The organism is Chloracidobacterium sp. N (assembly GCF_018304765.1).
Lineage (GTDB): Bacteria > Acidobacteriota > Blastocatellia > Chloracidobacteriales > Chloracidobacteriaceae > Chloracidobacterium > Chloracidobacterium aggregatum.
Genome location: NZ_CP072643.1, coordinates 169992 through 193551, shown reverse-complemented (window position 1 = coordinate 193551; position 23560 = coordinate 169992). Strand labels below are relative to the sequence as shown.

The following is a 23560-nucleotide window of genomic DNA, read 5'->3' as shown; positions in this document are numbered from 1 at the left end:
CACCTTAGCCATGGTGTCGCCTAAGTAGCGTTACCTAACCTAACCTATGACCGGCCGTGCCGTTCCTTCTCTCAATGTTATCAGACGCTTGTCCTGCAGAACGACCGGTCAGGGACGCATACACCACCGCCCCAAACCGCTCCCGTACCTTCGCCGCCAGCTTGACGTTCTGGTTGAACTTCCCACACTGCCGACACGCCGGCGCATACTGCCCGGCCCGCAGCGATGCCCGCAGTGCCTCCCACGCCGCCCCAAACCACTGCTCCGAAAACGGCCCCCAGTCCAGGTGCCCGACCTGCAACGTCGCCGCACAGCAGTACAGCAGCGCCCCTTCAACCGTAATCCGCGCGTAGTGCCAGCCCATAAAACACCCCACTTCCTCGATGGGCGTCGTCGCCAGTCCTCCGGCCGTAAGCTGTTGGGCGAAAACCTCCAGGTTCGTCACTACACCCAATTCCGCTGCCGCCGCCCGCGCCGCCGGAACGAGTTGCTCCCGCAGTTCCACCCGCTGCGCTTCCGTGATGGCACATGCTTCCGTGCCATTTCCCAGGCTGGCCAGCTTGAACGTCACCTGCCGCGCTGCGTGCCGCGCGGCAAAGTGCACCATCTCCACCAGTTCCGCAGCCGTATCCCGGTTGATGACCTGGACGTGCTTGACCGCCACCCCCAACTGCCGCCACCGGGTCAGCAGCCATTCCAGACGCGCGAAATCACTTGCCCGCAGGTTGGGATGAAACGCGGTATAGGATGCCGGACTCACGCCATTGACCGACACCAGCATGGCATCCACACCCAGCGCCGCCACCCGGTCGGGATCGGCCAGCAGCGCATTGGTCAGGATGGTCACGTGCCACCCGTAGCGTTTGCACTCGGCAATGATGTCGTATATCCCCGGATGGACAAACGGATCACCCATTCCTGACAAAATGACCGACTCGACGGACTGCATCCCGGCCAGATCGGCCGCCAGGGCCCGAAATCGCTCCAGGTCAAACAGCTTCCGCTTCCAGGCCGGCGGGCGCGGTGTGGTCAGCAGCGGCGAATGGTCCCAGCAGGTTGTGCAGTTTGTGTTGCAGCCGTTGGCGAGGTCCACATGCACGGTCTGCGGCCCAACCACGGTCTTCCCCACTGCCAGACCTGCCCACCGCCGCTTACGCGCCTGCGCTATGTCCATGACGCACCTCCTCGGCCGCCTTCAAAACCGCCGACAGCCACTGCCATGGGTCAGACTCGGCTCCGGCCGTATGGCGCTCCAGCACGGCCAACGCCCGGTACAGACTTTCCCCGGCCGTACCCACTGCCGCCAGAAATGTCGTCAGAACCCGTACCTGATCCCCGGCCGCGGCCCGGCGTGACCACGGCATCTGCCGTAGAAACATCGTTCGGGCGCGCTCATCCCCCACGGCTCCCAGCGCCTCCGCCAAACGCTGCCATAACCCAAAGGCATGGTCGAGATCAGCCGCATCGGCCAGACGCGGCAAACGTCGCAGAAAGGTGAGCAGGTCGTCCAGTGTCATCCCCTCCGGGATGGCTTCCAGCCACTCGGCCAGCTCATCCCCGTCCGTGATGGCCGCCGTCAATGCCCAGAGTCGCGCACAGGATTCCGTATCGGGTTGCCGTTGCTCCAGCCAGCGGCAGAGGCGCAGGGTTGCCCGTGCCATTGCGGACTGGAGTTCGCCGGTATCGAGAACGAGTTGTAACCCATACCAGGCAGCCTGGCGTGCGCCCCCCAATGCCACAACGGACCGGGCCTGCGCCCGCAACCGCGCCCGGACTTCCGGCTGTCGCAAATCGGCTATTATGGCGGCCAACCCGGCGGCGTCCGGCGTTCCATCCGCATTGAGCAGCAGCGGCAGCACGGCGCCGGCGGCAGCCAGCCGCGCCACCCGCGCGGCCTGGTCATCGGCAATCTTTTCCTGGGCAAACAGCGCCGTAGGCACCCCGGCGGCCAGCAGTTCGTGTGTGGCGTTGAAACCGGCGGCCGAAATGGCGGCATCCAGCCCGGCAAAATCCTCCACCGCCAGCGGCTCCGTCAGCCAGGTGATGCCCTTTCCCCGTCGGGGCGCACCGGTAAACAGCGGCCCTGCCCCCACGACAAGGTGAACATCATCCAGTGGTTCAAGGGCCGTAATCAGCGCCGTCAGCGTCCGCTCGGCCAGTGCATCCCCGCCACCGCCGGCGCTCAGCCACAGCGCCAGCGCCCCATCGGGAATCCCCAGCCGCCGGCGCGCGGTTGTCCGGTCATGCAGTTCTTCCGGTTCGCGTAGCAGGATGGGCGGAACGCGCCGCACCCGCGACCGGACGGCTGCCGGAAAGACAACCCCGTTGGACACCACTGGCCCGGACGGAAGCCATCCGCCCTGTCCGGCGTCAGCCACGCTTTCGCCCTCAGCCGGCGCTCCCCGGCCTTTGACCGGCAGGTTCCGGTCCGTGGTTCCATCCACCGTCACACCCGGAAACGGGTCTTCCAGTGGTTCTTCCAGAAACGAGTCGGCAAACGAGTCGGCCGGTGCAGAGAAATCAAAATCGTTATCAGACGAATGTCGCACCGCCCCGCCCTCCCCAACCACCACAATCCGGTCATAGAACGGCAACCACGCCGCAAAACCCGCCGCATCAAAGCCCGCCTTCACTTCCCGGCACACAAACAGCTTCCGCGCCGGCACATCCAGTACCGGACCCAGTTCGCCAAACGTCCCACCGGGAAACGTATCCACCACCAGCAGGTCCGGCTGGAGCAGCCCCAGACTGTGCCACACCCACTGCCGCGCCAGCCGCAGATAATCCTCCTTCGGCAACCCGGCCGCCCGCACCGCCGTCTTGCTTGGCAGCTTGAAAACGGCCACCCCTTCGCGCAACGCCAACGCCCCGGCCTCGGATGTGGTCAGCACATATACGTCGAGCCGCCGCCCGGCGCACAGCGCCAGCCGGCGCATCCAGCGCAATATCGCCAGCACGCGCGTCAGGTGCCCCACACCGGCCCCGTTGACCGCATAGGCCACGACTTTAAGCGGCCGCGTCATGACACATCCATTCCCTGGTAGTAGCTGTATTGTGGCTCCGGCGGACGCACATACGTATAGCCCGGATGCGCCTGCCGGTACTCATAGACTTCCGGGATGAAGTTTCCATCCAGCCGCCCGTCTGTCATCACGTCCCACCACAGCATGTCCGCCGCGAAATCATAACGGTCGTAACGGTCATAGGTCGCCACACGGTCATACTGGCGCCAGAAGCGCGCCCGTTGCGCGGCCAGGCGCTCCCGTGGATCGCGCAACCAAACCTGTGCCTCATTGGGAGGAATCCAGGCGTTCGCATACTTCGGACGGGAATACTTGGTGATTTTCCGGTCCAGCCTGGTCAACTGCCCGGACAGGTAATGCCGCTCCTCCTCGAAACGGCGCTCCGCCATGGACTTGGTATAAGTCATCTGCTTCTCGACCCCATCGAGCCGTTTGATCAGCGACTCGCGGACGCGATCCCCGCTGGCCCACTGAAACAGTTGCTTCCGGTCGGCCAGCGCCAGATGCTCCCGCAGCATCCGGCGGAAGTCCCCCAGAACGGCCTGTGGCAAATGGCTCAACCGCTGCTGCGCTGTGTTGAGTTCGGTAATCAGCTCGCGCACCTGCCGGATGTTCTTTTCAATGCTGTTCAGTGTCTGCTGACAGACGGCTTTCCCCCGCAGCAGGTTCTCATAGGCCGCGCGCACTTCGGAAAACGCCTTGCAGCCGAACTTTTCCGTGATCTCGTCGCCCCGCTTCCAGTCCTTGTAGTACTGCAACGTCAGAGCGCTCTGCCGGTAGCTCGGCGTCCGGTAGCCGCGCCGGTACAAATCCAGAAAACCCGGCTCCCGCTCGTAGCGTTGGAGGCCGCTTTCGATGAGCGTCAGTTCATCCCGCGCCTGTTTGGCGCGCAGGGTCAACACACCGGCCGTCGGATCGAGCAATTCCTCGCGCCGGATAAACCGCTCATCCGCCGTGATGGCCGCAATGCGCTGTGTCAGCCGCTCCTGCTCGGCCGCCAGATGGGCCGCCAGGTTCAGTCCGCGAAACCGCCCGTAACCGGTAAACCGCTCCACAGCGTCGAGCGTTGCCTGGTCAAGAGTCGGCAGGTTGACCTCGGCCAACGCATCGAGTGTCTGTTCCCGGAGCTGCTCCAGAGCTTTCCCACGTGCTTCGTGCCGCCCCATGAGTTCCGTGGGCAGCGCCGCCAGCGCCTGTTGCAGTTCCGTCCGGCGCTGCCGGGCCAGAGAGAGAAATTGGCTGACGTACACGGGAAGGCCGCCCCAGAAAGAAAAGTGAGAAATGGTACATTTGAACCCTACGGCAAAAGCCGGTTTCCGGCAAGCTCCCGCAGGCGGTTGCTCACGGCCGCCCGTTCCAGTTCCCGACCACCGGCAGGTCATTCACATTGCCATAGTTGAACGACACATCGGCAAAGCCGGGACTCAGTTCGTTTTTCAGGAAAAACCGCCAACTGCCTTCGGTCAGGCGGACGATGCCAATACCATCCCGCCCGTCGCCATCCCAGTCGCCGGCAAAGGGCAGATCATCCGCCAGCCCGTAAAAGAGCGCCCCTTCGGCCACGCCCGACAGCAAATCATTGCGGTAGTAGAAAAAGCCGTTCGCACGGCGGTAACAGCCGACCGTCGTCGTGCCGTTGCCATCCCAGTCACCCACCACGGGTACATCCGTGCCGAGGCCGAAGTTGACGATGCTATCCGCCATGCCGGCGCTGTTGGTATTGCGCAGCAGGAACACGCCATTGCGAAAGACGCCCACCGTATCCCGGCCGTCCCCATTCCAGTCCCCGACCACCGGAATGTCTCCCGGCGCGCCAAACGAAAACGACACATCGGCAAAGCCGGCGCTGTTGCTGTTTCTGAGAAAGAACGTTGCCGCTCCGCTCACGATCCGAAACACGCCAATCGTCGTGGTGCCGTCGCCGTCCCAATCGCCGGACAGCGGGATGTCATTCCCCTGCCCAAAGAAAAAGGCCACGTCGGCGAAGCCGCTCGTCAGGCTGTTGCGGAGATAGAAAAAGCCATCCGACCGGCGGAACAGCCCCACGGTCTCGAAAGCTGAAACGGCCTGGTTGACCGTGACGGTCCGCCCTGAGACGGTCAGCGTCCCCGTCCGCGCCCGTCCACGGTGGGCCGCCACGCGGTACGTCACCGTCCCGTTCCCGCTGCCCGTTGCCCCGCTCAGGACCGTGATCCAGGGCACGTCACTCACCGCGCGCCAGGTACAGCTTCCGGCAGCCGTTACCGTCACAACGCCTTCCCCACCCAGCGCCGACACGTTCGCCACTGCCGGCAACACCGCTGAAGCGCACCCGGGATCATCGCCAAGCAGACGGACGATACCGGCCCGGGGCGTGCCATTGAAGGTTGCAAACGCCCCGCCCAGGATGATCCGGCCATCCGCTTGCAGCGCCAACGCCAGAACGGCGCTGCTGGCCCCGCTGCCAATGTCAAAGCCGGTGTCCAGCGAACCATCCAGCCCGTTAAGCCGGGCGACAAAGTTGCGCGGCGTCCCGTTGACGGTCGTGAAGTCGCCGCCAATGAGTATGCGTCCGTTCGGCTGAAGGCGCACCGCCTGCACCACCGGCAGCAACCGTCCCCCCACACCGCCAAAAGCGCCAAACGATGTGTCCAGTGCGCCGCCGGGTTCCAGACGGGCCACCCCGTTGCGCTCGATGCCACTGACAAAACGAAAGGCGCCGCCGATGACAATGCGCCCATCCGGCTGAACTTCCAGTGCCAGCACCGTGCCATCCATCGGGCCGCTCTGTGAAAAGGTCAGGTCCAGCCCCCCGTCAGGCGTCAGCCGCGCCACCCGACTGCGGGGACTTCCGTTGACCTGGGTAAAGGCTCCACCCACCAGAACACGTCCGTTGGGCTGAAGGGCCAGCGCAAAGATGGCGCCGTTGGCTGCCGCATTGGGATTGAAGCTGGCATCCAGCGCACCACTGGGTTCGAGCTGGGCGATACGCTCCCGCCGCTGGCCTGCCAAAGCAATAAAATCTCCGGCGACGAGCAGCCTCCCATCACTGCGGAGCGCCAGCGCATAGACGATGCCATTGGCATCCGTTTCGGCGACAAAGCCGGTATCCACCGAGCCGTCGGGGTTGAGCCGGGCCAGGCTCCGGCGCGCGATGCCGCCCACGCTGGAGAACTCCCCCCCGATGACCACCTTGCCATCGGACTGGACGACAAGCGCCTCCACCCGCCCCGCGATGCTGCCGGGTGTGAAGGTCGTATCCAGCGAACCATCAGCATTGAGCCGCGCCAGGTTGCTCCGTGGTATGCCGTTGAAGGCCGTGAATTCCCCGCCAATGACCAGCTTTCCATCAGCCTGCACGGCCATGGCATAGACAGCGCCGTTGACGCCGCTTCCCGGGTTGAATGTGCCATCCACCGCCCCGGACTGCCCAACCGCCTGACCAACCAGCATTCCCAGCAGGAAGATGAGCCATACCGGAAAAGCACGCGCGAGTTGCTTCCTGCGCATCTTCTGTACGCTCCCGAACCAGGTTGCCGGTTATACCTGAATCTAAAATTCCCGCGGCTCCTGATTCAAAAGAAAAGTGTTCGGTTCCGCCATCCGGTGTGTGCGCTGGCTGCCGCCTTGTCAGCCATCCCGGCTGTCCGCACCTTCCATTCCGGCATCTACTATTGCAGTTTTATTCTCCCCATCTAACATCACGGCATTACTTATCAAACCACCACCTCGAAAACGCTGTCTCTGGAGGTTGCCTGTATGCCTGTTCTCCGTGACATTCTGCTGTGGGTTGTTTTGGGCGGCTGTTGCCTGTGGACTTTGAGCTTCTCATCCGCCTGGGCAGTGCCACCCACCAAGGGGTATGCTGTTTGCGCTCAAGGGACACCAGGCGCCACCTCTCCCGAAGTGTCTTCCGAAAGGACAATCAAGCCCGCGAGCCTGACCCGCCGCTTCCCGTTTTTCCTGAACCTCTGCTACGAAATTGCCGGATATATTGACCGCCAGCCCGAGGAACAACAGGTTGCGCTGTTTTACCGCTTCCCTCCGGCCTTGCGGATGTTCATCGCCTGGTATCTGCCGGTGGATGTCAGTACCCGGGCATTCCTGGCCGGGATGAAACCTTACTACCAACGCTATCCTGCCGAAGCCGAGACCCTGCGCCGAATCTCCGCCTGGCATGTTGAGTCCATCATTCCAGAGATGCGTCGGCAGGCATACTACTCCGGGTTGAAGCCGGATCGTATTCGCGCCCGGTATGACCTTCTTTCGCCTCATGAAAAGAAGGTGCTTGATCTGACGGTGGGGGAGTTGTTCCCACAGCCGCTGATCCTGCTTGATCCCGATCGGGTAGCTCTGACGCCCCAGGCGGTGGAATTCCTGAAACAGTCTCAGTCGTCTTTCACGACTGCCCAGGTCTGGGTCAAGGGTGGGAACTTACCGATGCTTACCCCTGACAGCCGCAACCTGACCGACGGTTTCTTTGCGCTGGATGTGCCGATCCAACGTTTTGCCGGGTGTATGTGCATTTCGGACAGCCATTGTCCACAACGGGGTGACGGTGTGAAAAAAGACACCCGCTGCCAAGGCGGTGCCTGTACTCCCATGGGAGCCCAGTGTAGCGTCGGCTTGGGGATCACGGACTGCACCGGGCAATGCCTTCCGATCAATCAGGCTGAGTGACCTCAACAATCGCAGTGAGTAGCGAGTAGCGAGTGGCGAGTAGTACGGGCGACTCGCGAGTCGCCCGTACCGGCGAATGGCAAATGAAGAATAAAGGGCAACGATGGGGTATTTTCCATCCTCTGTTCGTCAGTACGGGCGGTTCCCCATAGGGACGGTTCCCGGTAGAGGCGGTTCGCGGAACCGCCCCTACCTCGCTATTCGCTATCTTCTATTCCCTATCTTCTATTGTCCCCTCACGGCACCGACACCGGCGGCAGCTTGATCTGCCCATCCCAGTTGCCAATGAGCGGCACATCCCCCGGCGCACCGTAGTTCACACGTAGCTCCGGCGCCCCGGCCGTGTTTGCCGTCCGTAACTGAAACTGAATCGTTCCCCCGACGTTCACCACCACGCCCACCGCCGCAAATCCCTGCCGCGTCCAGTCCCCAGCCACCGGCGCCACCACCGTCCCCGTCGTCGTCACCACGAAGCTGGCATCCGCCGCCCCGCTTACATTCGCGTTCTTCAGCAGAAACTGTCCGTTGCCCGGCCGGTACAACCCCACCCCCGTCACCGGGCTGCCAGCCACCCACCGCCCGGCCACCGGCCGGTCACTCGCCTGCGCCCCCGTGATCACCACCGTCAGGTCAGGATTCCCTCCCGTATTCGCATTCCGCAAAAAGAACGTCTGACTCCCCGGACGATACACCCCACACGTCACCGTCCCGTTCCCGTCCCAGTCCCCCGCAATCGGAATGTCCCCCGGCTGCCCAAACGCAAACGACACATCCGCAAATCCGCCCGTGTTGTTGTTGATCAGGAAAAACGTCATCACCCCGTTGACATTCCGGTATATCCCCGGCGTGTCAATGCCGTCGCTGTCCCAGTCCCCGGCAACCGGCACATCTCCGGCCGTCCCGTAGAAAAAGTCCTGGTCGGCAAAGTCCGAAATCAGCCGGTTCTTCAGGTACATATACCCATTCGACGGCCGGAACATCGCCATCGTCGCCCCCAGCGGCGCGCCCCCGCCACTGCCCCCAGCCTGCGTCACCGTCACCACCTGCCCGGCCACCAGCACCGTCCCCGTCCGCGCCGCCCCGCCCGGATTGCGCCCGACGGCCAAAGTCACCGTCGCGCTTCCCGTCCCCGTCAGCGCCAGCCGCCGGTTCACATCCCCAAGCTCGCCGACCATCCGGGGCGTCACCACCTGTCCACTGGCCAACTGCGCCGACACCAGCTTCACCCACGGCGCATCGGTGTTGCGCACCGTCGCTTCCCACGCGCAGCCTGCACCCGTCGTCACCGTCACCGTCACGCTCGGCACCGCATCCCCGCCGACATTCAGGGTTGACGGGCTGACGGCATACTCACACAAAACACACGGCCCACAGCCAAGCTGTGCCTCAAGCCGCAATCCAGGCGTCACATTGGGCTGATCGAACGAAAATTGTGTGAAGAGCGAACCACTTCCCGTAGCCTGGACGCCCACTGTGGCACTATTGCCATTTCCCGGACCGGTCTGGGCATAGCGGTACTCAAAGCGGTTCGTGCCTTCCTGGAGCACTACCGCCACACGGATTTCCTCTGAGGTCCCAAACCGTACCCCGCGCCACTCGATGATCCACTGCCGGTTGGGGGCGCTTCCCGTAACCTGGGTGAAGATGCCACTGGGTGGCCCCGACTGCTGAGCCCGGAGGTCAATGTCATCCCAAAACACGCAGAGCGCCGGCGCACTGCCAAAACCGGGAAATGGCAGTGATGTGTTTTCAAACACACTCCCTCCACCACCGGCCAGGCGCAACACCCCGTTTGTGTCAGCAGTCACCGTAGCACCGGCGGCCACGTTCGTCCCGTAAATGGAAAAGGCAAATGGGGCCGTGAGTGGAATCAAGGCATCGTCCAACTGGCTGCCAGCAACGAGCTGCCCACCAGCGGGAATCGTGGCCCCACCCGATGGCGTAAACACATAGTTGTTTCCCCCGGTTGGCACCTGCACCGTGGTCACGAACGGGCTGCCGCCGCCGGCAAAGTTCACCGTCAGTTGAAACTGCACAACCTGCCCACAGGGCACCGTTGGCCCCAGCAGAAAGCGAAAGGCCGGGGTAGGACCGGTCACACTCTGCCCCTGCCCAATGTTGGCAAAAGTTCCTGTGCCGCTGAGGATGGAGACACCCGGCGTCAGCGCCGTCAAGGTCGCCGAAAGTCCCGTGGCCGGCGTCCCATCGTTGCGCAACCCAAGCATCAGACTGCCCTGCTCGCAGGGTTCAATGAAACCGTTGCCGTTGCCGCCGACCTCTGTTGCCATGACATTCGACACCGCAAGCAACGGCGTGGTTGGCGTGCTGGCCACGGCATTCCTGATCACCAGGGCAAAATGCTGGTCGGTCGTATCACTGTTGCCCGGAATCCCATCTCCGTTGAGTGCCGTCGCCGCCACCCGCACCACAACCGGCGTCCCCGCCGGCTGGGGCGGCAGAAAGACGTTCTCGACGTTGTTCCGGTTGTCGGCATTGCCACCTGGCGTGGAAAGACCGTTGGCAAAGACGTTCCCCCGGTAGGTCTGTCCCCCAACCGACACGCTGAGGTCAAGGTCATTGACCAGCGCCGGGTTGGCGCCGGGCGCACCCGGCACATCCGTATAGACCAACGTCACCCGCAGGGGCTGTCCGCCGTTGGCCACCTGCCCGGTAAACACGTACGTCTGCCCGTTGTCCAGCAGCGGCACGTTTTCGTTGACATACACCGTGGGGACGCCGCCGGGAATGGAGTTGCGCAGGTTGATGCGCCCCCACCCTTCCGCAATGTTGGGAATCGGCTCCGTCGAGCTGCTGCCCGGCACGCCCGGATGCTCGGCATTCATATCCACCGCGCCATTGATAAGGGCCGCCTTAATGAGCGCTGGCGCCGGAAACTGCCCCGCATTTGTCGCACGCCACCAGCCGGAAAACACAGCGGCCGCCCCGGAGACATGCGGCGCGGCAAAGGAAGTCCCGCTGCCACGAATGTGAACGCCATCACCCAATGTCCCAAAGCCAACCTGATTTGAGGCGGACTGCGGCCCGGTAATCTGCTGCCCCGGCGCGCAGACATCCGGCTTGATACGGCCATCCGCCGCCGGTCCCCGGCTCGAATAGTTGGAGATGAAGTCTATGTTGGTGTTGGGAACACCTTGGAAGGAAGGCAACTCCGGGCGCAGCCCCACCGATGAGCCAACGGTGATGACGTTTTTGGCCGCTTTCGGGCGTGTCAGGGTTTGTGAGCCTGGACCATTATTGCCGGAAGAGAACACAAACAGCAGCGGATCAATCCCATCGCCCTGTGAGGCGTCACGGGTGAAGGCGTCGTACTGCGCCTCACGGGTACCATAGTCGGTGGCAACGCCGGCGCCCCAACTGTTGTTGGAAATCGTCGCCCGAATGCCATTTGGCGGCAGTGTCGTGACAGTATCGTTGACTGCCGTTACGTCGCCCCCCTGAAAAGCTCCGCCCGTAATCAGCGGCACACTGACAATGTGTGCGCCTGGCGCAACGCCAAGCCCGTAGTTGTAGCCCCGGGGATCGAGAATGTTCGGAAAGGGCGTTGTGCCGGCAATGATGCTGGCACATAGATGCCCGTGACCGCCGCGAAACGACTGTGAACTGTCAGCGCCACGGGGCGGCCCCGCCACGGCATTCGCCGTCGTGATGTAAAAGCCTTGGGGGCTGGGAATCTCCACCCCGTCATCCACCACCCCGACCGTAATCCCGCTGCCGTTGCTGCCAAACTGCGTCTGTGGGTTATAGCCCGGCGCGGCCAGGTTATCTATGCCGGTTCCGGTGTAGTTTCCGGCCGTGACGTGCGCATTGCGCTCGTCTTCGGGCGTAGGCGTGACATACGGCTCAATCGCCATGACTTCAGACGCCTGTGCCGCCTGGATGACGGCCGCTGGCGACAACCGTACCCGCAGCACATCAAACACCGCACCCGCCGGCATGGTCTCCACCGTGATGACCTTGCCGACGTTTTCCAACCGTTTGGTCGCCGCTTCCAGCCCCGAACGCTTGAACGTGGCCACAAGGTACGTCCCATCTGCGGACGGCTTTCCGGCTTTTCCGGTCAGCAGCCACTGCAACGCCGGGCTGAGCTTGTAGGCCGGCTGGTACAGCCCCATCCACCGGACATAATCCCGCCGCGCCGCCGTCTCGCGGGCCGCAGCCGGAACATAGGCCAAATACGCCTGATGCGGAATGTATTGCAGCGGCTCGATGCCTGCCTGCCGCAGTTCTGCCAGCCAGGCATCCTGCGCCCGTCCGTTGAACTGGACAATCTGGTAGCTGTCGCCGGCGGCTTCCGTGAGATACCCGCCCCGCGCCGCCAGCGCCCGCGCCGGGTCGTCCTTCCTGGGATCAAAACAAAAGCCCCCAATGGAAATGGTGAAATCCGTCGGCATAGCCACCTCTGACATGGTTATGGAATAGCCCCGTCCGGCCGCCTGCTGCCGAACGGGCAGCCCAATGGCGACGAGCATCACGAGCAAACCAACCAGAAATCCAATCCACAAGCGACGGGGTGGCATTAACCGTGCCATGGGCAAGCCTCCAGAACCAGTGACAATAGGGAGATGTAATAAAAGCAGACGTTTATCGCCTTTGTATCCCACAGAGAGCAGGCGAATCAAGGCAAAGTCTGAAAAATCCTGGAATCAACTCTGGTTTGATGGCAGGACAGTGATAGCTGCTCGGAAATTCCCCTGCGAAGCGCGCGAGGAGCTTCTGTCCCGGATGCCTCGACACGTTCAGCGCCATGGCTGGCTCATGCCCGGCCCGCTTGCCCGCCTTGACCTGAACCGGCGGCCAGACGGCGACTGGTTCGCACCCATTTCGGCTTGCCCCTGTTTTGTGGGCTGCTTTTTCCCTGGGCGGCGATATGCCCCGGCAACCCGCTGTGATACAAGTTCCAGAAACGCTGGAACTTTCTGCTGGAGCATCGTAACGCGCTCCTGGGTTGTGCTGGTGGGAGAGGGTGTCATGCCATTGCCGATTCAAGCCCCAATGGAAAAGATTGAGGCGTTCTGCCGTAGAAGGTGCAGCGCCTGTGGCTGTCTGGATCGGTTCTGCGGCAGGAACTGGGCGAGATTCTGGGACGTCCGGTGGACCTGGTTGAGCGGCAGTGCGTGGAACACAGCAACAACTGGATTCGTCGCCGTCATATTCTGGAGAGTGCGCAGACGTTCTATGTGGCGCGATGAGCAACCTTACTGGACATCGCCCTTGCCACCCGCCGGATCGCCGCTTTCGTCAAGGAATCAGACGTTACCGTCTGAAGATTCCTGTCGGAGCCGGACTCTAGCTTGCCGTATAGTACGCGATAGTGTATAATAATGCTTGTGGAAAGCACTATAAGCACAGGCAAGGCGGCAAAACTCCTTGGTGTCTCGGTCAAGACGTTGCAGCGTTGGGAACGCGAAGGAAGGCTGATTCCGGTGGCCCGAACGGACAGCAACCGCCGCCTCTACACTGAGACGCAGATCCGTGAGTTCATCGGTTTGCGGCAGGCCAACCATGCGCCAACAAAGCTTGTCGCCTACTGTCGGGTATCGAGTGCGGCGCAGAAGCCGGACCTGGCGGATCAGCGCAAAGTGCTGGAAGAGTTCGTGGTGGCGAAGGGATTGGCGGGGGTCGAGTTTATCGAGGAAGTGGGCGGCGGGCTGAACTTCAGGCGCAAGCGGTTTCTGGCCCTTATGGACGAGATCGGGCGACGGGAAGTCAGGATGCTGATCCTCGCTCACCGGGACCGCCTCACCCGTTTCGGCTTTGAGTGGTTCGAACATTACGCCCAAACCCATGGCTGCGAAGTGCTGGTACTCAACCAGGAACGGCTGTCTCCCGAACAGGAAATGGTGCAAGACTTAATGACCATCGTGCGCTGTTTTTCGTCCCGGCTGTACGGTTTGAGGAACTATCGAAAGAAGTTGGATGAAGCGCTGAAACAGGATGCGAATGACGTCAAAAAGGCCCAACAATGCAACTGACCCACAAGATTGCTCTTTGTCCGACTCCTGAGCAAGTGGACTACTTCAAGCGCGCCTGCGGCACGGCGCGGCGTGTTTGGAACTGGGCGCTCAATGAGTGGAACAGGCAATACGCAGCAGGCGGCAGGCCAAACGCCATGGCGCTCAAAAAACAGTTCAACGCCATCAAGTACACCGACCCGCAGTGGCTCGATGAGAACGGTCGGCCTTGGTTGCAGGACATTCACCGGGATGCCCACGCCCAGCCGTTTGCCCATCTCGCCAAAGCCTGGGAAAGATTCTTCACCGACCTCAAGGCTGGCAAAGAGGCACACGCACCGCGCTTCAAGAAAAAGGGCCGTTGCCGCGACAGCTTTTATGTTGCCAACGACAAGTTCACCCTGGAAGGCAAGACGATCCGTCTGCCCAGGATCGGTGAAGTCGCCATGACCGAGGAACTGCGCTTCGCGGGCAAGATTTTGGGCGCAACGGTTTCTCGCACCGCGGATCGTTGGTTTGTGGCAATACAGGTCGAGGTGCCTGATGCGCAATTCTATCGGCGTCGCACGTCGCACGAGGTCAACGGCATCGACCTGGGCATCAAGGCTGCCGCAACGATCTCCAGCGGTGAAGTCATCGAGGCGCCAAAGCCGCTCAAAGCAGCGCTGCGCCGTCTGGAAATCCGTAGCCGACGTCTCAGCCGCAAGCTGGAAGCCGCCAGGAAGGCAGCCGGATTTGAACGCCATGCCCGCCTGCCTGAAGGAACGCGCCTGCCGGTATCGAACAACCGGCAGAAGTCCGCTGCGATATTGGCACGGCTCTATGCCCGCATGGCCAATATCCGAGCGGATTTCACCCACAAGCTCACGACTCGACTCTGCCGCGAAAACCAAGCGTTGGTGATCGAGGATTTAAACGTCAAAGGGATGCTGCAGAACGAGAAACTCGCCCGCGCCATCTCTGACGTGGGTTTTGGGATGTTGCGCTCGCAGTTGGAATACAAGGCCCGGCGCTACGGTACTCATCTTACCATCGCTGATCGCTGGTATCCAAGTAGCCGACTGTGCTCCATCTGTGGCTGGAAGAACGAGGCGCTGACATTGAGAGATCGAACATGGGTGTGTGCTCAATGTGGTGCGCACCATGACCGTGACCTCAATGCGGCGCTGAACCTGAAACGGCTGGCAACCGAAACTGCCCTACCCGTGGCGAGTCCGTCCAGCCATGGCGGCGCTGCGGCGGGGACCGTCCCCGCCGTAGTCGGGAAAGTCACGCCTGTCAGATACGACGGTGGTCAACAGGACACGTCGGGGCAGGAAGAGAACCGTGCGCACTTTTGCGCACATTCTTGATAGCAGACATAGCCATGGCCCTGCGCATTGAACTGTCACACGAAGCGATTGCCGATTTTTGTCGGCGCTGGCGCATCAGGGAATTCGCCATCTTCGGTTCAGCATTGCGCGAGGATTTCCGGCCCGATAGCGATGTGGATGTGTTGGTCACTTTTGAGCCGGGTGTCCACTGGGGGTTTCATGACCAGTCGGAGATGACCCGTGAACTGGAGTCTTTGTTCGGACGCAAGGTGGACTTGGTCGAACGGCGACTGGTTGAGCAGAGCAGGAACTATATCCGGCGCAAACATATCCTGAGTCACCTGGAGCACATCTATGTGGCGTGACTCGGCTCTTTTGCTCGACATGCTCATTGCTGCCCGAGAATCCCGCGAGTTCTGTAAGGACCTGACCTGGGAGGTATTTCAACAGAGTTCCCTGCACCAGCACGCTATCGCCAAGGTCTTGGAGAACATTGGTGAGGCAGCGCGCAAGGTCTCCGACGAGACGAGAGCCGCGCATCCTGAGATTCCGTGGTTCCAGATCATTGGACTGCGCCACCGAATCGCCCACGATTACTTTCACCTTGACCTGACGAGAATGTGGGAGATTGTCCAACATGATGTGCCGGCGTTGATCGGGATGATTGAGCCACTGGTGCCCCCGGAGGAACCATGAAAGCACCAGAACTCGAACCACTGCCTGCGAAGCAGATGATCACGTGAAAAAGCTGTTCAAATAGCTTCCTTCCAGCAGCGTGACGCGCACCGGTCGTGCCGTACGCCCCCTTGTTCCCTAGCCTGCAATGCGCCCGCGGCACTCCCCAAAGCCAATCCGCCGGAAGCCATCGCGCTTACAAAAGCCCCGCAGCGTCACTTCATCGCCATCTTCCAGGAAGCGGCGCGTCTCGCCGGACGGCAACGCCAGTGGTTCGCTGCCCCGCCAGGTCAGCTCCAGCAAACACCCCCGCGCGTCTTTCGTCGGGCCCGAAACCGTGCCGCTCCCCAGCAGGTCCCCCGGCTGAAGATCACAGCCGTTGCTCGTGTGATGGGCGATCATCTGCGCCGGCGTCCAGTAGAGATCACGCAACCGGCTCTGGCTCAACCGTACCGGCGGCAGTCCCTGCTCCCGCATCCGGGCCGTGGTCAAAAAAACTTCCAGCGTGACATCAAAGCCCCCGCCGGCCTGGTCGGCTCCATCCCACAGGTAATCGAGCGGCGCCGGATCACCCTCCGGCCGCGCCATCGCCGGACAGCGGAACGGCGCCAGAGCATCCCGCGTCACCACCCACGGCGAAACACTCGTGGCAAAACTTTTGGAAAGAAACGGCCCCAGCGGCTGGTACTCCCACGCCTGAATGTCCCGCGCCGACCAGTCATTGAGCAGACACAGACCAAAGATATGCCCTTCCGCTTCGGCAATGGGAATCGGCTCGCCAAGCCGGTTGCCCCGCCCGACGAGCATGCCAACCTCCAACTCATAGTCGAGCAGGCGTGAAGGGCCAAAAACCGGCAGCGCTTCCGGGTCGGGACGGGTCTGCCCCTGCGGCCGCCGGACGGGCGTCCCACTGACGACCACCGACGATGCCCGCCCGTGATAGCCAATCGGAATGTACTTGTAGTTCGGCAGCAGCGGATTGTCAGGACGGAACATCGCGCCAACGTTCGTCGCGTGAAAGACCGAGGCGTAAAAATCCGTGTAGTTTTTGAACTCCAGCGGCCGGTGCATGGTCACAGCCGCCTGGGGCAACAACCAGGGCGACAACCGCGCCTGCCGGGTTGTGACATCGGCCGCCCCTTCCCACAGGGCGTCGGAGAGCCAGCGCCGCCCGGCCGTTACCTGCTCCGGCGGCAAGGCGCACACGGCGGCCATGTCACCAGTGGCACAAGCCGCAAAAAACGCGGCGGCAGCGCCGGCTTCCGCAGGCGAAAGCGTCGTCGCCAGGCGGGTCAGATCAAGCACCTGATCGCCAATGGCGACACCCAGCCGGGGCACTGGCTGAGCAGATTCCGAAAAACGTCCCAAAGGCAGGTTCTGAAGGGGAAAATCCGTATCGGCCGTGTTGGCTGACGCGACCCAACTCTGGCGGCCGGCGTCGTGGGTGAAATCAAGCATCGGTTTTGTCCCGGTTGGATGGCCGGTCTCTTACGAAAGCAGCAGTTCAAGGTCGGCGCGTTCGAGCTGGCGCAGAAGGCTATTGTCGGCCGTAATGATGGCGTCGGCAAGCTCCCGCTTGGTCGCCTGCAACTCCAGGACTTTTTCCTCGACGGTATCCCGGACGATGAGCCGGTAGGCAAATACCGGGCGCACCTGCCCAATCCGGTGCGCGCGGTCAATGGCCTGGGCCTCTACGGCCGGATTCCACCACGGATCGAGCAAAAACACATACTCCGCCGCCGTAAGATTGAGGCCCTGCCCGCCAGCCCGCAGGCTGATGAGAAAAAGCTGACAGTTCGGGTCCTGCTGGAAGCGCTCCACCCGTTCCTGGCGGTTGCGCGTACGTCCATCGAGGTATTCGTACGTGATGCCGTCGGCGTCGAGGCGCTTCCGAATCAGCGCCAGCAGACTGGTAAACTGTGAAAAGACCAGCACCTTGGAGCCACTTTCGAGCACTTCCGCCAGATGCATGAAAAACGTGTCGAGCTTGGCGCTGGGGCCCTCCACCCGCGCCGGATCGAGCAGCCCCGGATGGCAGGCCGCCTGCCGCAGCCGCAGCAGCGCCTCCAGAATCTGAATGCGCGTGCGCTGAAGCCCTTTGGTATCCACCAGGCCCAGCAGGGTCCGGCGGTAGTGGTCACGGAGTTCGTTGTACGCCTGGCGCTGCTCAGGTTCCATTTCGCAGTAAATCGTCTGCTCGGTCTTGGGCGGCAGGTCGCGCGCCACCTGCTCTTTCGTGCGGCGCAGGATGAACGGCCGCAGCGCACGGGCCAGCAGCGGTTGCAGCTCGGCATCCACCGTCCGCCCGCCAGACGCCGTGAGTTGAAACACCGAGGCCGCGCCGAGCATGCCCGGATTGAGAAACTCGAACAGACTCCACAACTCCCCCAGGTGGTTTTCCACCGGCGTCCCGCTCAGCGCCAACCGGTGGCGGCAGTTGAGCAGGCGCGCGGCCTTGGCCGATTCACTGCGGGCATTCTTGATGGCCTGGGCTTCGTCCAGGATGGCGTAGTCGAAGGCAAAGTCCTTGAGCAGCAGAATATCGCGGCGCAGCGTGCCGTAGGTCGTCAGAATGAGATCGTAGTCGGCAAACTGCTCAATGGAGCGCGCCCGGCCCACACCGGTGTGCTCCAGCACCCGCATCCGGGGTGTGAACTTCTCGGCTTCCTGCCGCCAGTTGAACACCAGCGACCGGGGTGCCACCACGAGCGAGGGCGGCAGGCTTTCGGTCTGCCGCCGTACCCGCCGGGTTTCGAGCAGCGCCAGGGTCTGCGCCGTTTTCCCCAGTCCCATGGCATCGGCCAGACAGCCGCCAAACCCAAACCGCTGCAGAAACAGCAGCCAGCCCAGCCCTTCCCGCTGGTAGGGACGCAACTCGCCGACAAAACCGGGAGGTTCCAGTGCCGGCTCAACACCGCTGAAACGGTGCAGTTGTTCACGCAGCGCCTGAAAGCGGGTGTCCACCCGCACTTCCGGCTGTGCCGCCAGCAGGGTATCCAGCAGGCTGATCTGGGCGCTGGAAAACCGCAGATGACCGTCTTCCACTTCGCCCAGCGTCGCCAGAAAGCCATACCGCTCGAACCATTCCTCAGACAGTACACCCAGCGAGCCATCGGACAGCGTAACCACCGTCTCCCCCTGCCGCAACGCCCGGAGGAGTTCCGGCAGGTGGGCCGTCGCCGTTCCAAAATCACAGTTGCCGTGCAGCTCGAACCAGTCCACCCCGGAACGGACTTCCAGCGCAAAACTCTGAAGTGGACGAAACAAACGCCCTTCCGACTCAATCCGCCACCCCTGCAGCACCAGATCGCGCACCAGCGCCGGCAGACGTTTGACCGGAACCCGGTATTCCGGCGTTCCCGCCTGACTGCGGTCCGGGCGCAGACCCAACGCCCGCAACTGCTCAGCCGCCGCCCGTTCCCGGACGAGATCGCGCCGGATGAAGCGCCGCCGGGGAGCATCAAAGATGCCCGGCTGGACGCTTGTGGCTTCCAGCCAGTGACCTTCGTACTCAAAACCCAACGTTGCCCCCAACCAGCCCTCACCGGGACGCCCTTCACCGGCCCGCAGCCGCAGCACCGGCAGGGGCTGCCCCTGGCAGGTTTCAAACCGCAGGTCTTCCGGCAGCGTCACCGGCGGCAGCGTCGGCAGCCGTAACAGCTTTTCCACCAGGTCGGGGCCGTCTTCGAGGGGAATCCGCACCGCGTCTGACTTGCGCAGCAGGCCAATCCAGTAAAAAACGCCTTCATCCTGGAGCGGCGCGACGGAAACCTCCGAGAACACAAGTCCACCGGCCAGCAGCAGCCGGGGCGCTGACAGCGGCAGCCACGCCTCCCCCCGGCGCAGCCCGCCGACCAGCACATAGTGCGGCGGCGTTTCCACCTGCCGGACCTCAAGCTGCATCCGCCACCCTTCCGGCTCCCACTGCAGGGGTGGACGCTGCACGACCTGCGCCGGGGCGTCGGCCTCATCCGCCGTCTGCAACCAGCACCGCCCGGTGGCGCACAGCAACGGCATGACAACCGTCAACGCGGTGGTGGGAATTCGCACCGATGACGGCACCGGCGCGGCATCCATCGCCTGCTCCCAGTCCACATGCTCCCGAATGCCGCTCAGCAGGGCGAGCGCCTGCCGGTCCCGCTCATCGGGCAGGGTCGCAATCTGGCCGACGGTCAGGCCTGACGCCCGTAGCCGGCCCCACTCGCCATCGAGTTTGCGTGTGCGCGAAAACACATCCACGACGAGCATGCCGTGGGCGAGCGTCCGTGCCAGGTTGATGAAGTAGAGGATTTCCTGTTCGGCGACATCCGTCGCCGCCAGGCGGGCCTGCTGCCCAAGCCGGGCAAACCAGCGCCGCCAGCCAGCGGTTGAAACAGCCGGGAGCGCCGCGCTCCCGGACGTGCTCCCGTTGGAAGACACCGGGGTGCCACCGGCCACGTCGTCCAACCCATCGCCTTCATCCAGGCGCTCCAGCTCGGCCATCAACAGCCGGAAGGGCCGCCCGGCGGGCGGTGGCAGCACGTGTTCCTCCTGCTCGGCAAGGCGGACTGTCGCCCAGATATGCTTGCAGACCTGCCCTTCCTCGAAATAGGGGCAGGTACAGGACACCACGAGCACATCATCGTCGCGCAGCAACTCGACCCGGTAGGTCATCCGCCCCCGAACGTTGGCCGTTATCGTGTCGCCATGGGCTTCGACGGCTGTCACCCGGCCTTCACGCAGCAGTGCCTCCCCACGTTCGCGCACCTCCGGCGCAAACGCTTCGGCAATCCGCTGCGAAACGGAATCGGCAGCGCCATCTCCCGGCCGGGAAGAAACAGGCGCGACGGGCAGGGCGGACGGCGTGGAACGGTTCATAGCATCACCAGGGTGGGCTATACCGACCTGACCGCCCACCAAAGTGTAGGAAGATAATCGGGCCTGTTGTGAACGACAACCATCCGGCGAAGTTTCCAGACGGTTGCGCATGGTCTGCGCCACCCTCTGGCAGGTGCCTGGCACAGACTCGTCCATCCCAGGCCGGCTTTTGTGCTAGCATCGCGCCACGCTGTAACCACTCCGTATCCTGTGTCTGACGATCCAAAAATCCCATGACGGACAGTACCTTTCCGGTCGCGGAACTGCTGCGTTACCCGACACTTGATGCCCTGCTTCAGTCGCCGGACAACTTGGCGGCGCTCCGCTGGCAGCTCGATGCCACCCGGCACGCCCTTGACCGTGCCATCCGGCAGGGCGCCAAAGCCGAGGCCACGACCGCCTCACAGGCGGCGCAGGCCTGGCACATCGTGGGGAAACTGCTGGACGAGATGGCCGCGCTGTACCAACAGCAAAACCAGACCTGACAACAGGCAGGTTTTGTCCGGTTGGCGGCCCGCCGGTCAGCCGGTTCCCACGCCACCGCACCGGACGCAACAATGGCCGGTGGCCGACGATAACCATGGACGAGGGAAGCCTCGCGACACTTGCAAAACAACTCAGGAGACCTCGATTATGCCGGATGCCATCATCAGTGGACTGCAACCTCCTACCTCGTCACCGTACAACTCTCAGCCGGGGGCCGTTCCAGGACGTGAGCCGGGGCGGTTTGGGCGCATTTTTGGCGGCATTCTCGGTGGGGCGCTGAATGTCGTCGCCCCCGGCGTGGGTTCCATTGTGGGCGGCATCCTGCGCGGCGGAAACCTGCCGGGTCTGGCCGATGCCGAAACCATGCTGGCCCAGCAGTATCACCAGCAGATGCAGCTTTTCTCCATCCAGAACCGCGTCAACAGCCTGTCGCAGCAGTTCCAGATGCTCAGCAACCTGATGAAGGCGCGCCACGACAGTGAAATGGCCGCCATTCAAAACCTCAAGTAGTCCCGGCTGTCCTTGGATGCCATTGTGTTGGTGACAGCACCTGCGATGTCTGTACTGCCCACCCCTTCGGATGATGAGTTGCGCGCCGTCCTGGAAGCCGGTTTTCTTCTGCGCGATGTCATGCGCTACACCGAGGCGGCCACGGTCTTCCAGGGGGTGGCCGCCCTGCGTCCTGACCTTGAGCTACCGGCACTGGGGCTGGCCAGCGTCCTGATTCGGCAGGGAGACCTGGCCCGCGCCCAGGAGTTGTGTGAGTCTGTCCTGGCCCGTTCTCCCGACAGTCTGCACGCCCAAGTGCAACTGGGCGAGATTTTGCTCTATCGTGGATCACGGGAGGAAGGCGAAGAGCGGCTACGGTCGGTCATTGCCGAAGGCGGCGATTCGCCCCACGCGGTGACGGCCCAGGCGCTGCTCGACACCCTGGCGGCGCTGACCGAATGACCCTTATCCGTCCCCGGTTCCTTCAGCCACTTCGCGCTTGCGCCCGGCTGTCTGCCAGACGAAAGGAGCTGCACCCATGAAAATCCGTCCGGGGTCGCCATTTGGTTCGGGTCCAACCTCATCTGAACCGGTCAAGGGCAAGAAACGCGCCGGTGGACTCTTTGGAAATCTCATCGAGGGTCTCGGCGAAACCGCCGAAACAGACGCATCCGCCGAGACATCCACGACCAGCAGCGTGGAGAATCCCGCCCGGTCAGCTCTGGCGGCCATTGCGGCACAGTCCAACCTGGCCAACCCGGAAGAAGCGACGGCCGCCGTACGGCAATCGGCCCAGTCCCTCCTGACGCTCAGCTTTTCGGAAACCATCCAAGACTCGCCGCTCAGCGAACGGATGGCGGATGATTTGGCCAACCTGGCAGCCAATGACCCGCGCTTCCGTCGCAAAATGCTTTCCATTCTGTCACGCCTGAAGACCGAGACGCCGTCCCATGTCGGAAAGTAGCGGAGAAAAGACCGAACAACCGACTCAAAAAAAGCTCGACGATGCGCGCAAAAAAGGACAGGTGGCCAAAAGCCAGGACCTGGTTTCAGCCGCGCTGCTCGTCGGGTCCATGGGCATTGTTTTTCTTCTCACCGGTAACTTCATCGGCGGGCAGGTGGTCGGACTCACCCAAAAAAGCATTCAGCATGCGGCAACCTTCAGGGGCGAGCTGGACATGGCCGCTGCGGGTGAGGTGCTGCTCGAAGGGCTGACCACGCTGGCCATGACCCTGGCGCCGCTTTTTCTGGTGGTGTTCGTTCTGGCGGCGCTGGTTGGGTACATTCAGGTTGGGGCGCTGTTCTCGACCGAGGCGCTCAAGCCGGACATGAACCGGCTCAATCCCTTCACGGCCTTCCAGCAAAAGTTCTTCAAATCACGCACCTACATCGAGTTTGCCAAGACCCTTCTCAAGCTCGTCATTGCGACGGGCATTGCCAGCTACACCATTCTTGGTTCGCGGCACATGCTTCCGTCGCTGGCCCGGGTCTCCCCGGCGGAAACCAGCCAGTTCATCCTGGCGCAGATCATTGAACTGGGTCTGGCGGTGGCCATCTGTTTCGTGGCGCTGGGGGCGCTGGATTTCTTCCTTCAGAAGTTCCTCCACCTCCAGGACCTGAAAATGACCAAGCAGGAAGTGAAGGAAGAGTGGAAGGAGCAGGAAGGCGACCCGCACATCAAAGCCGAACGCCGGGCGCTGCACATGGAGTTGCTCAACGAAGCCAGCGCCCAGGCTGTCCGTGAGTCGGATGTCGTGTTGGTCAACCCGACGCACGTCGCCGTTGCCCTGCGCTATGACCGCAAAACGATGCAGGCGCCGCAGATTACAGCCAAGGGTGCTGATCTGATTGCCGCCCAGATTCGCAAGGTGGCCCAAGAGGCTGGCGTCCCCATCAAGCAGGACATTCCGCTGGCGCGCGCGCTCTATGAACTCGAAGTCAACAGCGAAATCCCTGAAAACCTCTACGAAGCCATTGCCATTGTCCTACGCTGGGCTTACACCGTCGCGGAAACCCATCCCCAGTCGTAGAAAGTGCTTCAAAGGCTGTAGTCGTAGAAAATGCTTCAAAGACTGTTCCCAGCAAC

18 protein-coding genes are annotated in these 23560 nt (G+C 62.6%); 11 read left to right on the top strand and 7 right to left on the bottom strand.

What is annotated here, in order from left to right; all coding sequences use genetic code 11:
* Positions 1 to 34: 34 nt before the first annotated feature.
* The 4 genes from J8C05_RS11895 to J8C05_RS11880 form a co-directional block, all read right to left on the bottom strand.
* The gene (locus J8C05_RS11895; protein WP_211423755.1) at positions 35 to 1174 is read right to left on the bottom strand and encodes a radical SAM/SPASM domain-containing protein; all 1140 of its coding nucleotides are present in this window, start codon (positions 1172 to 1174) and stop codon (positions 35 to 37) included.
* Positions 1152 to 3023: a hypothetical protein gene (locus J8C05_RS11890; protein WP_211423754.1), complete on the bottom strand. Its 1872-nt coding sequence runs from the start codon at positions 3021 to 3023 to the stop codon at positions 1152 to 1154. Before J8C05_RS11890 ends, J8C05_RS11895 begins: the two co-directional genes overlap by 23 nt.
* Positions 3020 to 4273: a hypothetical protein gene (locus J8C05_RS11885; RefSeq protein WP_211423753.1), complete on the bottom strand. Its 1254-nt coding sequence runs from the start codon at positions 4271 to 4273 to the stop codon at positions 3020 to 3022. The genes J8C05_RS11890 and J8C05_RS11885 overlap by 4 nt, the downstream gene beginning before the upstream one ends.
* Positions 4274 to 4364: 91 nt before the next feature.
* Positions 4365 to 6512 carry a BACON domain-containing carbohydrate-binding protein gene (locus tag J8C05_RS11880; protein WP_211423752.1) on the bottom strand — a complete coding sequence of 716 codons (2148 nt, stop codon included), beginning with the start codon at positions 6510 to 6512 and terminating at the stop codon, positions 4365 to 4367.
* Between the two features lie 249 nt (positions 6513 to 6761).
* Between J8C05_RS11880 and J8C05_RS11875 the strand changes: the two genes are divergently transcribed.
* Positions 6762 to 7682: a hypothetical protein gene (locus J8C05_RS11875; RefSeq protein WP_211423751.1), complete on the top strand. Its 921-nt coding sequence runs from the start codon at positions 6762 to 6764 to the stop codon at positions 7680 to 7682.
* 236 nt (positions 7683 to 7918) lie between these two features.
* On the opposite strand, the gene J8C05_RS11870 is transcribed toward J8C05_RS11875, so the two are convergent.
* Positions 7919 to 12232, bottom strand: a complete 4314-nt coding sequence (locus tag J8C05_RS11870; protein ID WP_211423750.1) for a S8 family serine peptidase — start codon at positions 12230 to 12232, stop codon at positions 7919 to 7921.
* A gap of 495 nt (positions 12233 to 12727) precedes the next feature.
* Here J8C05_RS11870 and J8C05_RS11865 point away from each other — a divergent pair, with 495 nt between their 5' ends.
* The 5 genes from J8C05_RS11865 to J8C05_RS11845 all read left to right on the top strand — a co-directional run bounded on the left by J8C05_RS11865 (position 12728) and on the right by J8C05_RS11845 (position 15663).
* Complete coding sequence (locus J8C05_RS11865; RefSeq protein WP_246840800.1) at positions 12728 to 12892, top strand: hypothetical protein; 165 nt, start codon at positions 12728 to 12730, stop codon at positions 12890 to 12892.
* Between the two features lie 132 nt (positions 12893 to 13024).
* Positions 13025 to 13675, top strand: a complete 651-nt coding sequence (locus tag J8C05_RS11860) for an IS607 family transposase (protein WP_211423749.1) — start codon at positions 13025 to 13027, stop codon at positions 13673 to 13675.
* Positions 13666 to 15006: an RNA-guided endonuclease InsQ/TnpB family protein gene (locus J8C05_RS11855; protein ID WP_211423748.1), complete on the top strand. Its 1341-nt coding sequence runs from the start codon at positions 13666 to 13668 to the stop codon at positions 15004 to 15006. The genes J8C05_RS11860 and J8C05_RS11855 overlap by 10 nt, the downstream gene beginning before the upstream one ends.
* A gap of 14 nt (positions 15007 to 15020) precedes the next feature.
* Positions 15021 to 15332, top strand: coding sequence for a nucleotidyltransferase family protein (locus tag J8C05_RS11850; RefSeq protein ID WP_211423747.1), 312 nt, complete (start codon positions 15021 to 15023; stop codon positions 15330 to 15332).
* Positions 15322 to 15663, top strand: a complete 342-nt coding sequence (locus J8C05_RS11845; RefSeq protein ID WP_211423746.1) for a HepT-like ribonuclease domain-containing protein — start codon at positions 15322 to 15324, stop codon at positions 15661 to 15663. The genes J8C05_RS11850 and J8C05_RS11845 overlap by 11 nt, the downstream gene beginning before the upstream one ends.
* Positions 15664 to 15780: 117 nt before the next feature.
* Here J8C05_RS11845 and fahA read toward each other — a convergent pair whose 3' ends face one another.
* Together fahA and J8C05_RS11835 are read right to left on the bottom strand one after the other, a co-directional pair.
* Entirely contained in the window at positions 15781 to 17100 is a 1320-nt protein-coding gene (gene fahA, locus J8C05_RS11840; RefSeq protein WP_211423745.1) for a fumarylacetoacetase, read from the bottom strand.
* A 30-nt stretch (positions 17101 to 17130) separates the two neighbouring features.
* Positions 17131 to 20499, bottom strand: a complete 3369-nt coding sequence (locus J8C05_RS11835) for a DEAD/DEAH box helicase (protein WP_211423744.1) — start codon at positions 20497 to 20499, stop codon at positions 17131 to 17133.
* A gap of 233 nt (positions 20500 to 20732) precedes the next feature.
* Here J8C05_RS11835 and J8C05_RS11830 point away from each other — a divergent pair, with 233 nt between their 5' ends.
* The 5 genes from J8C05_RS11830 (at position 20733) to J8C05_RS11810 (ending at position 23504) form a co-directional block, all read left to right on the top strand.
* Positions 20733 to 20984 carry a hypothetical protein gene (locus J8C05_RS11830; RefSeq protein WP_211423743.1) on the top strand — a complete coding sequence of 84 codons (252 nt, stop codon included), beginning with the start codon at positions 20733 to 20735 and terminating at the stop codon, positions 20982 to 20984.
* 148 nt (positions 20985 to 21132) lie between these two features.
* Positions 21133 to 21495 carry a hypothetical protein gene (locus J8C05_RS11825; RefSeq protein WP_211423742.1) on the top strand — a complete coding sequence of 121 codons (363 nt, stop codon included), beginning with the start codon at positions 21133 to 21135 and terminating at the stop codon, positions 21493 to 21495.
* A 45-nt stretch (positions 21496 to 21540) separates the two neighbouring features.
* Positions 21541 to 21936, top strand: coding sequence for a tetratricopeptide repeat protein (locus J8C05_RS11820; protein ID WP_211423741.1), 396 nt, complete (start codon positions 21541 to 21543; stop codon positions 21934 to 21936).
* Positions 21937 to 22012: 76 nt separating this feature from the next.
* On the top strand, positions 22013 to 22438 hold the full coding sequence (locus J8C05_RS11815; RefSeq protein WP_211423740.1) for a hypothetical protein: 426 nt from the start codon (positions 22013 to 22015) through the stop codon (positions 22436 to 22438).
* The gene (locus J8C05_RS11810; protein WP_211423739.1) at positions 22425 to 23504 is read left to right on the top strand and encodes an EscU/YscU/HrcU family type III secretion system export apparatus switch protein; all 1080 of its coding nucleotides are present in this window, start codon (positions 22425 to 22427) and stop codon (positions 23502 to 23504) included. Before J8C05_RS11815 ends, J8C05_RS11810 begins: the two co-directional genes overlap by 14 nt.
* Positions 23505 to 23560 lie beyond the last annotated feature (56 nt).

Excerpts from the sequence above, each read along its gene's own strand:
- J8C05_RS11880 (WP_211423752.1), bottom strand. The coding sequence starts at position 6,512 with ATGCGCAGGAAGCAACTCGCGCGTGCTTTTCCGGTATGGCTCATCTTC.
- J8C05_RS11895 (WP_211423755.1), bottom strand. The coding sequence starts at position 1,174 with ATGGACATAGCGCAGGCGCGTAAGCGGCGGTGGGCAGGTCTGGCAGTG.
- J8C05_RS11870 (WP_211423750.1), bottom strand. The coding sequence starts at position 12,232 with ATGGCACGGTTAATGCCACCCCGTCGCTTGTGGATTGGATTTCTGGTT.
- J8C05_RS11890 (WP_211423754.1), bottom strand. The coding sequence starts at position 3,023 with ATGACGCGGCCGCTTAAAGTCGTGGCCTATGCGGTCAACGGGGCCGGT.
- J8C05_RS11850 (WP_211423747.1), top strand. The coding sequence starts at position 15,021 with ATGGCCCTGCGCATTGAACTGTCACACGAAGCGATTGCCGATTTTTGT.
- J8C05_RS11875 (WP_211423751.1), top strand. The coding sequence starts at position 6,762 with ATGCCTGTTCTCCGTGACATTCTGCTGTGGGTTGTTTTGGGCGGCTGT.
- J8C05_RS11810 (WP_211423739.1), top strand. The coding sequence starts at position 22,425 with ATGTCGGAAAGTAGCGGAGAAAAGACCGAACAACCGACTCAAAAAAAG.
- fahA (WP_211423745.1), bottom strand. The coding sequence starts at position 17,100 with ATGCTTGATTTCACCCACGACGCCGGCCGCCAGAGTTGGGTCGCGTCA.
- J8C05_RS11830 (WP_211423743.1), top strand. The coding sequence starts at position 20,733 with ATGACGGACAGTACCTTTCCGGTCGCGGAACTGCTGCGTTACCCGACA.
- J8C05_RS11860 (WP_211423749.1), top strand. The coding sequence starts at position 13,025 with ATGCTTGTGGAAAGCACTATAAGCACAGGCAAGGCGGCAAAACTCCTT.
- J8C05_RS11835 (WP_211423744.1), bottom strand. The coding sequence starts at position 20,499 with ATGAACCGTTCCACGCCGTCCGCCCTGCCCGTCGCGCCTGTTTCTTCC.
- J8C05_RS11855 (WP_211423748.1), top strand. The coding sequence starts at position 13,666 with ATGCAACTGACCCACAAGATTGCTCTTTGTCCGACTCCTGAGCAAGTG.
- J8C05_RS11820 (WP_211423741.1), top strand. The coding sequence starts at position 21,541 with ATGTCTGTACTGCCCACCCCTTCGGATGATGAGTTGCGCGCCGTCCTG.
- J8C05_RS11845 (WP_211423746.1), top strand. The coding sequence starts at position 15,322 with ATGTGGCGTGACTCGGCTCTTTTGCTCGACATGCTCATTGCTGCCCGA.
- J8C05_RS11815 (WP_211423740.1), top strand. The coding sequence starts at position 22,013 with ATGAAAATCCGTCCGGGGTCGCCATTTGGTTCGGGTCCAACCTCATCT.
- J8C05_RS11825 (WP_211423742.1), top strand. The coding sequence starts at position 21,133 with ATGCCGGATGCCATCATCAGTGGACTGCAACCTCCTACCTCGTCACCG.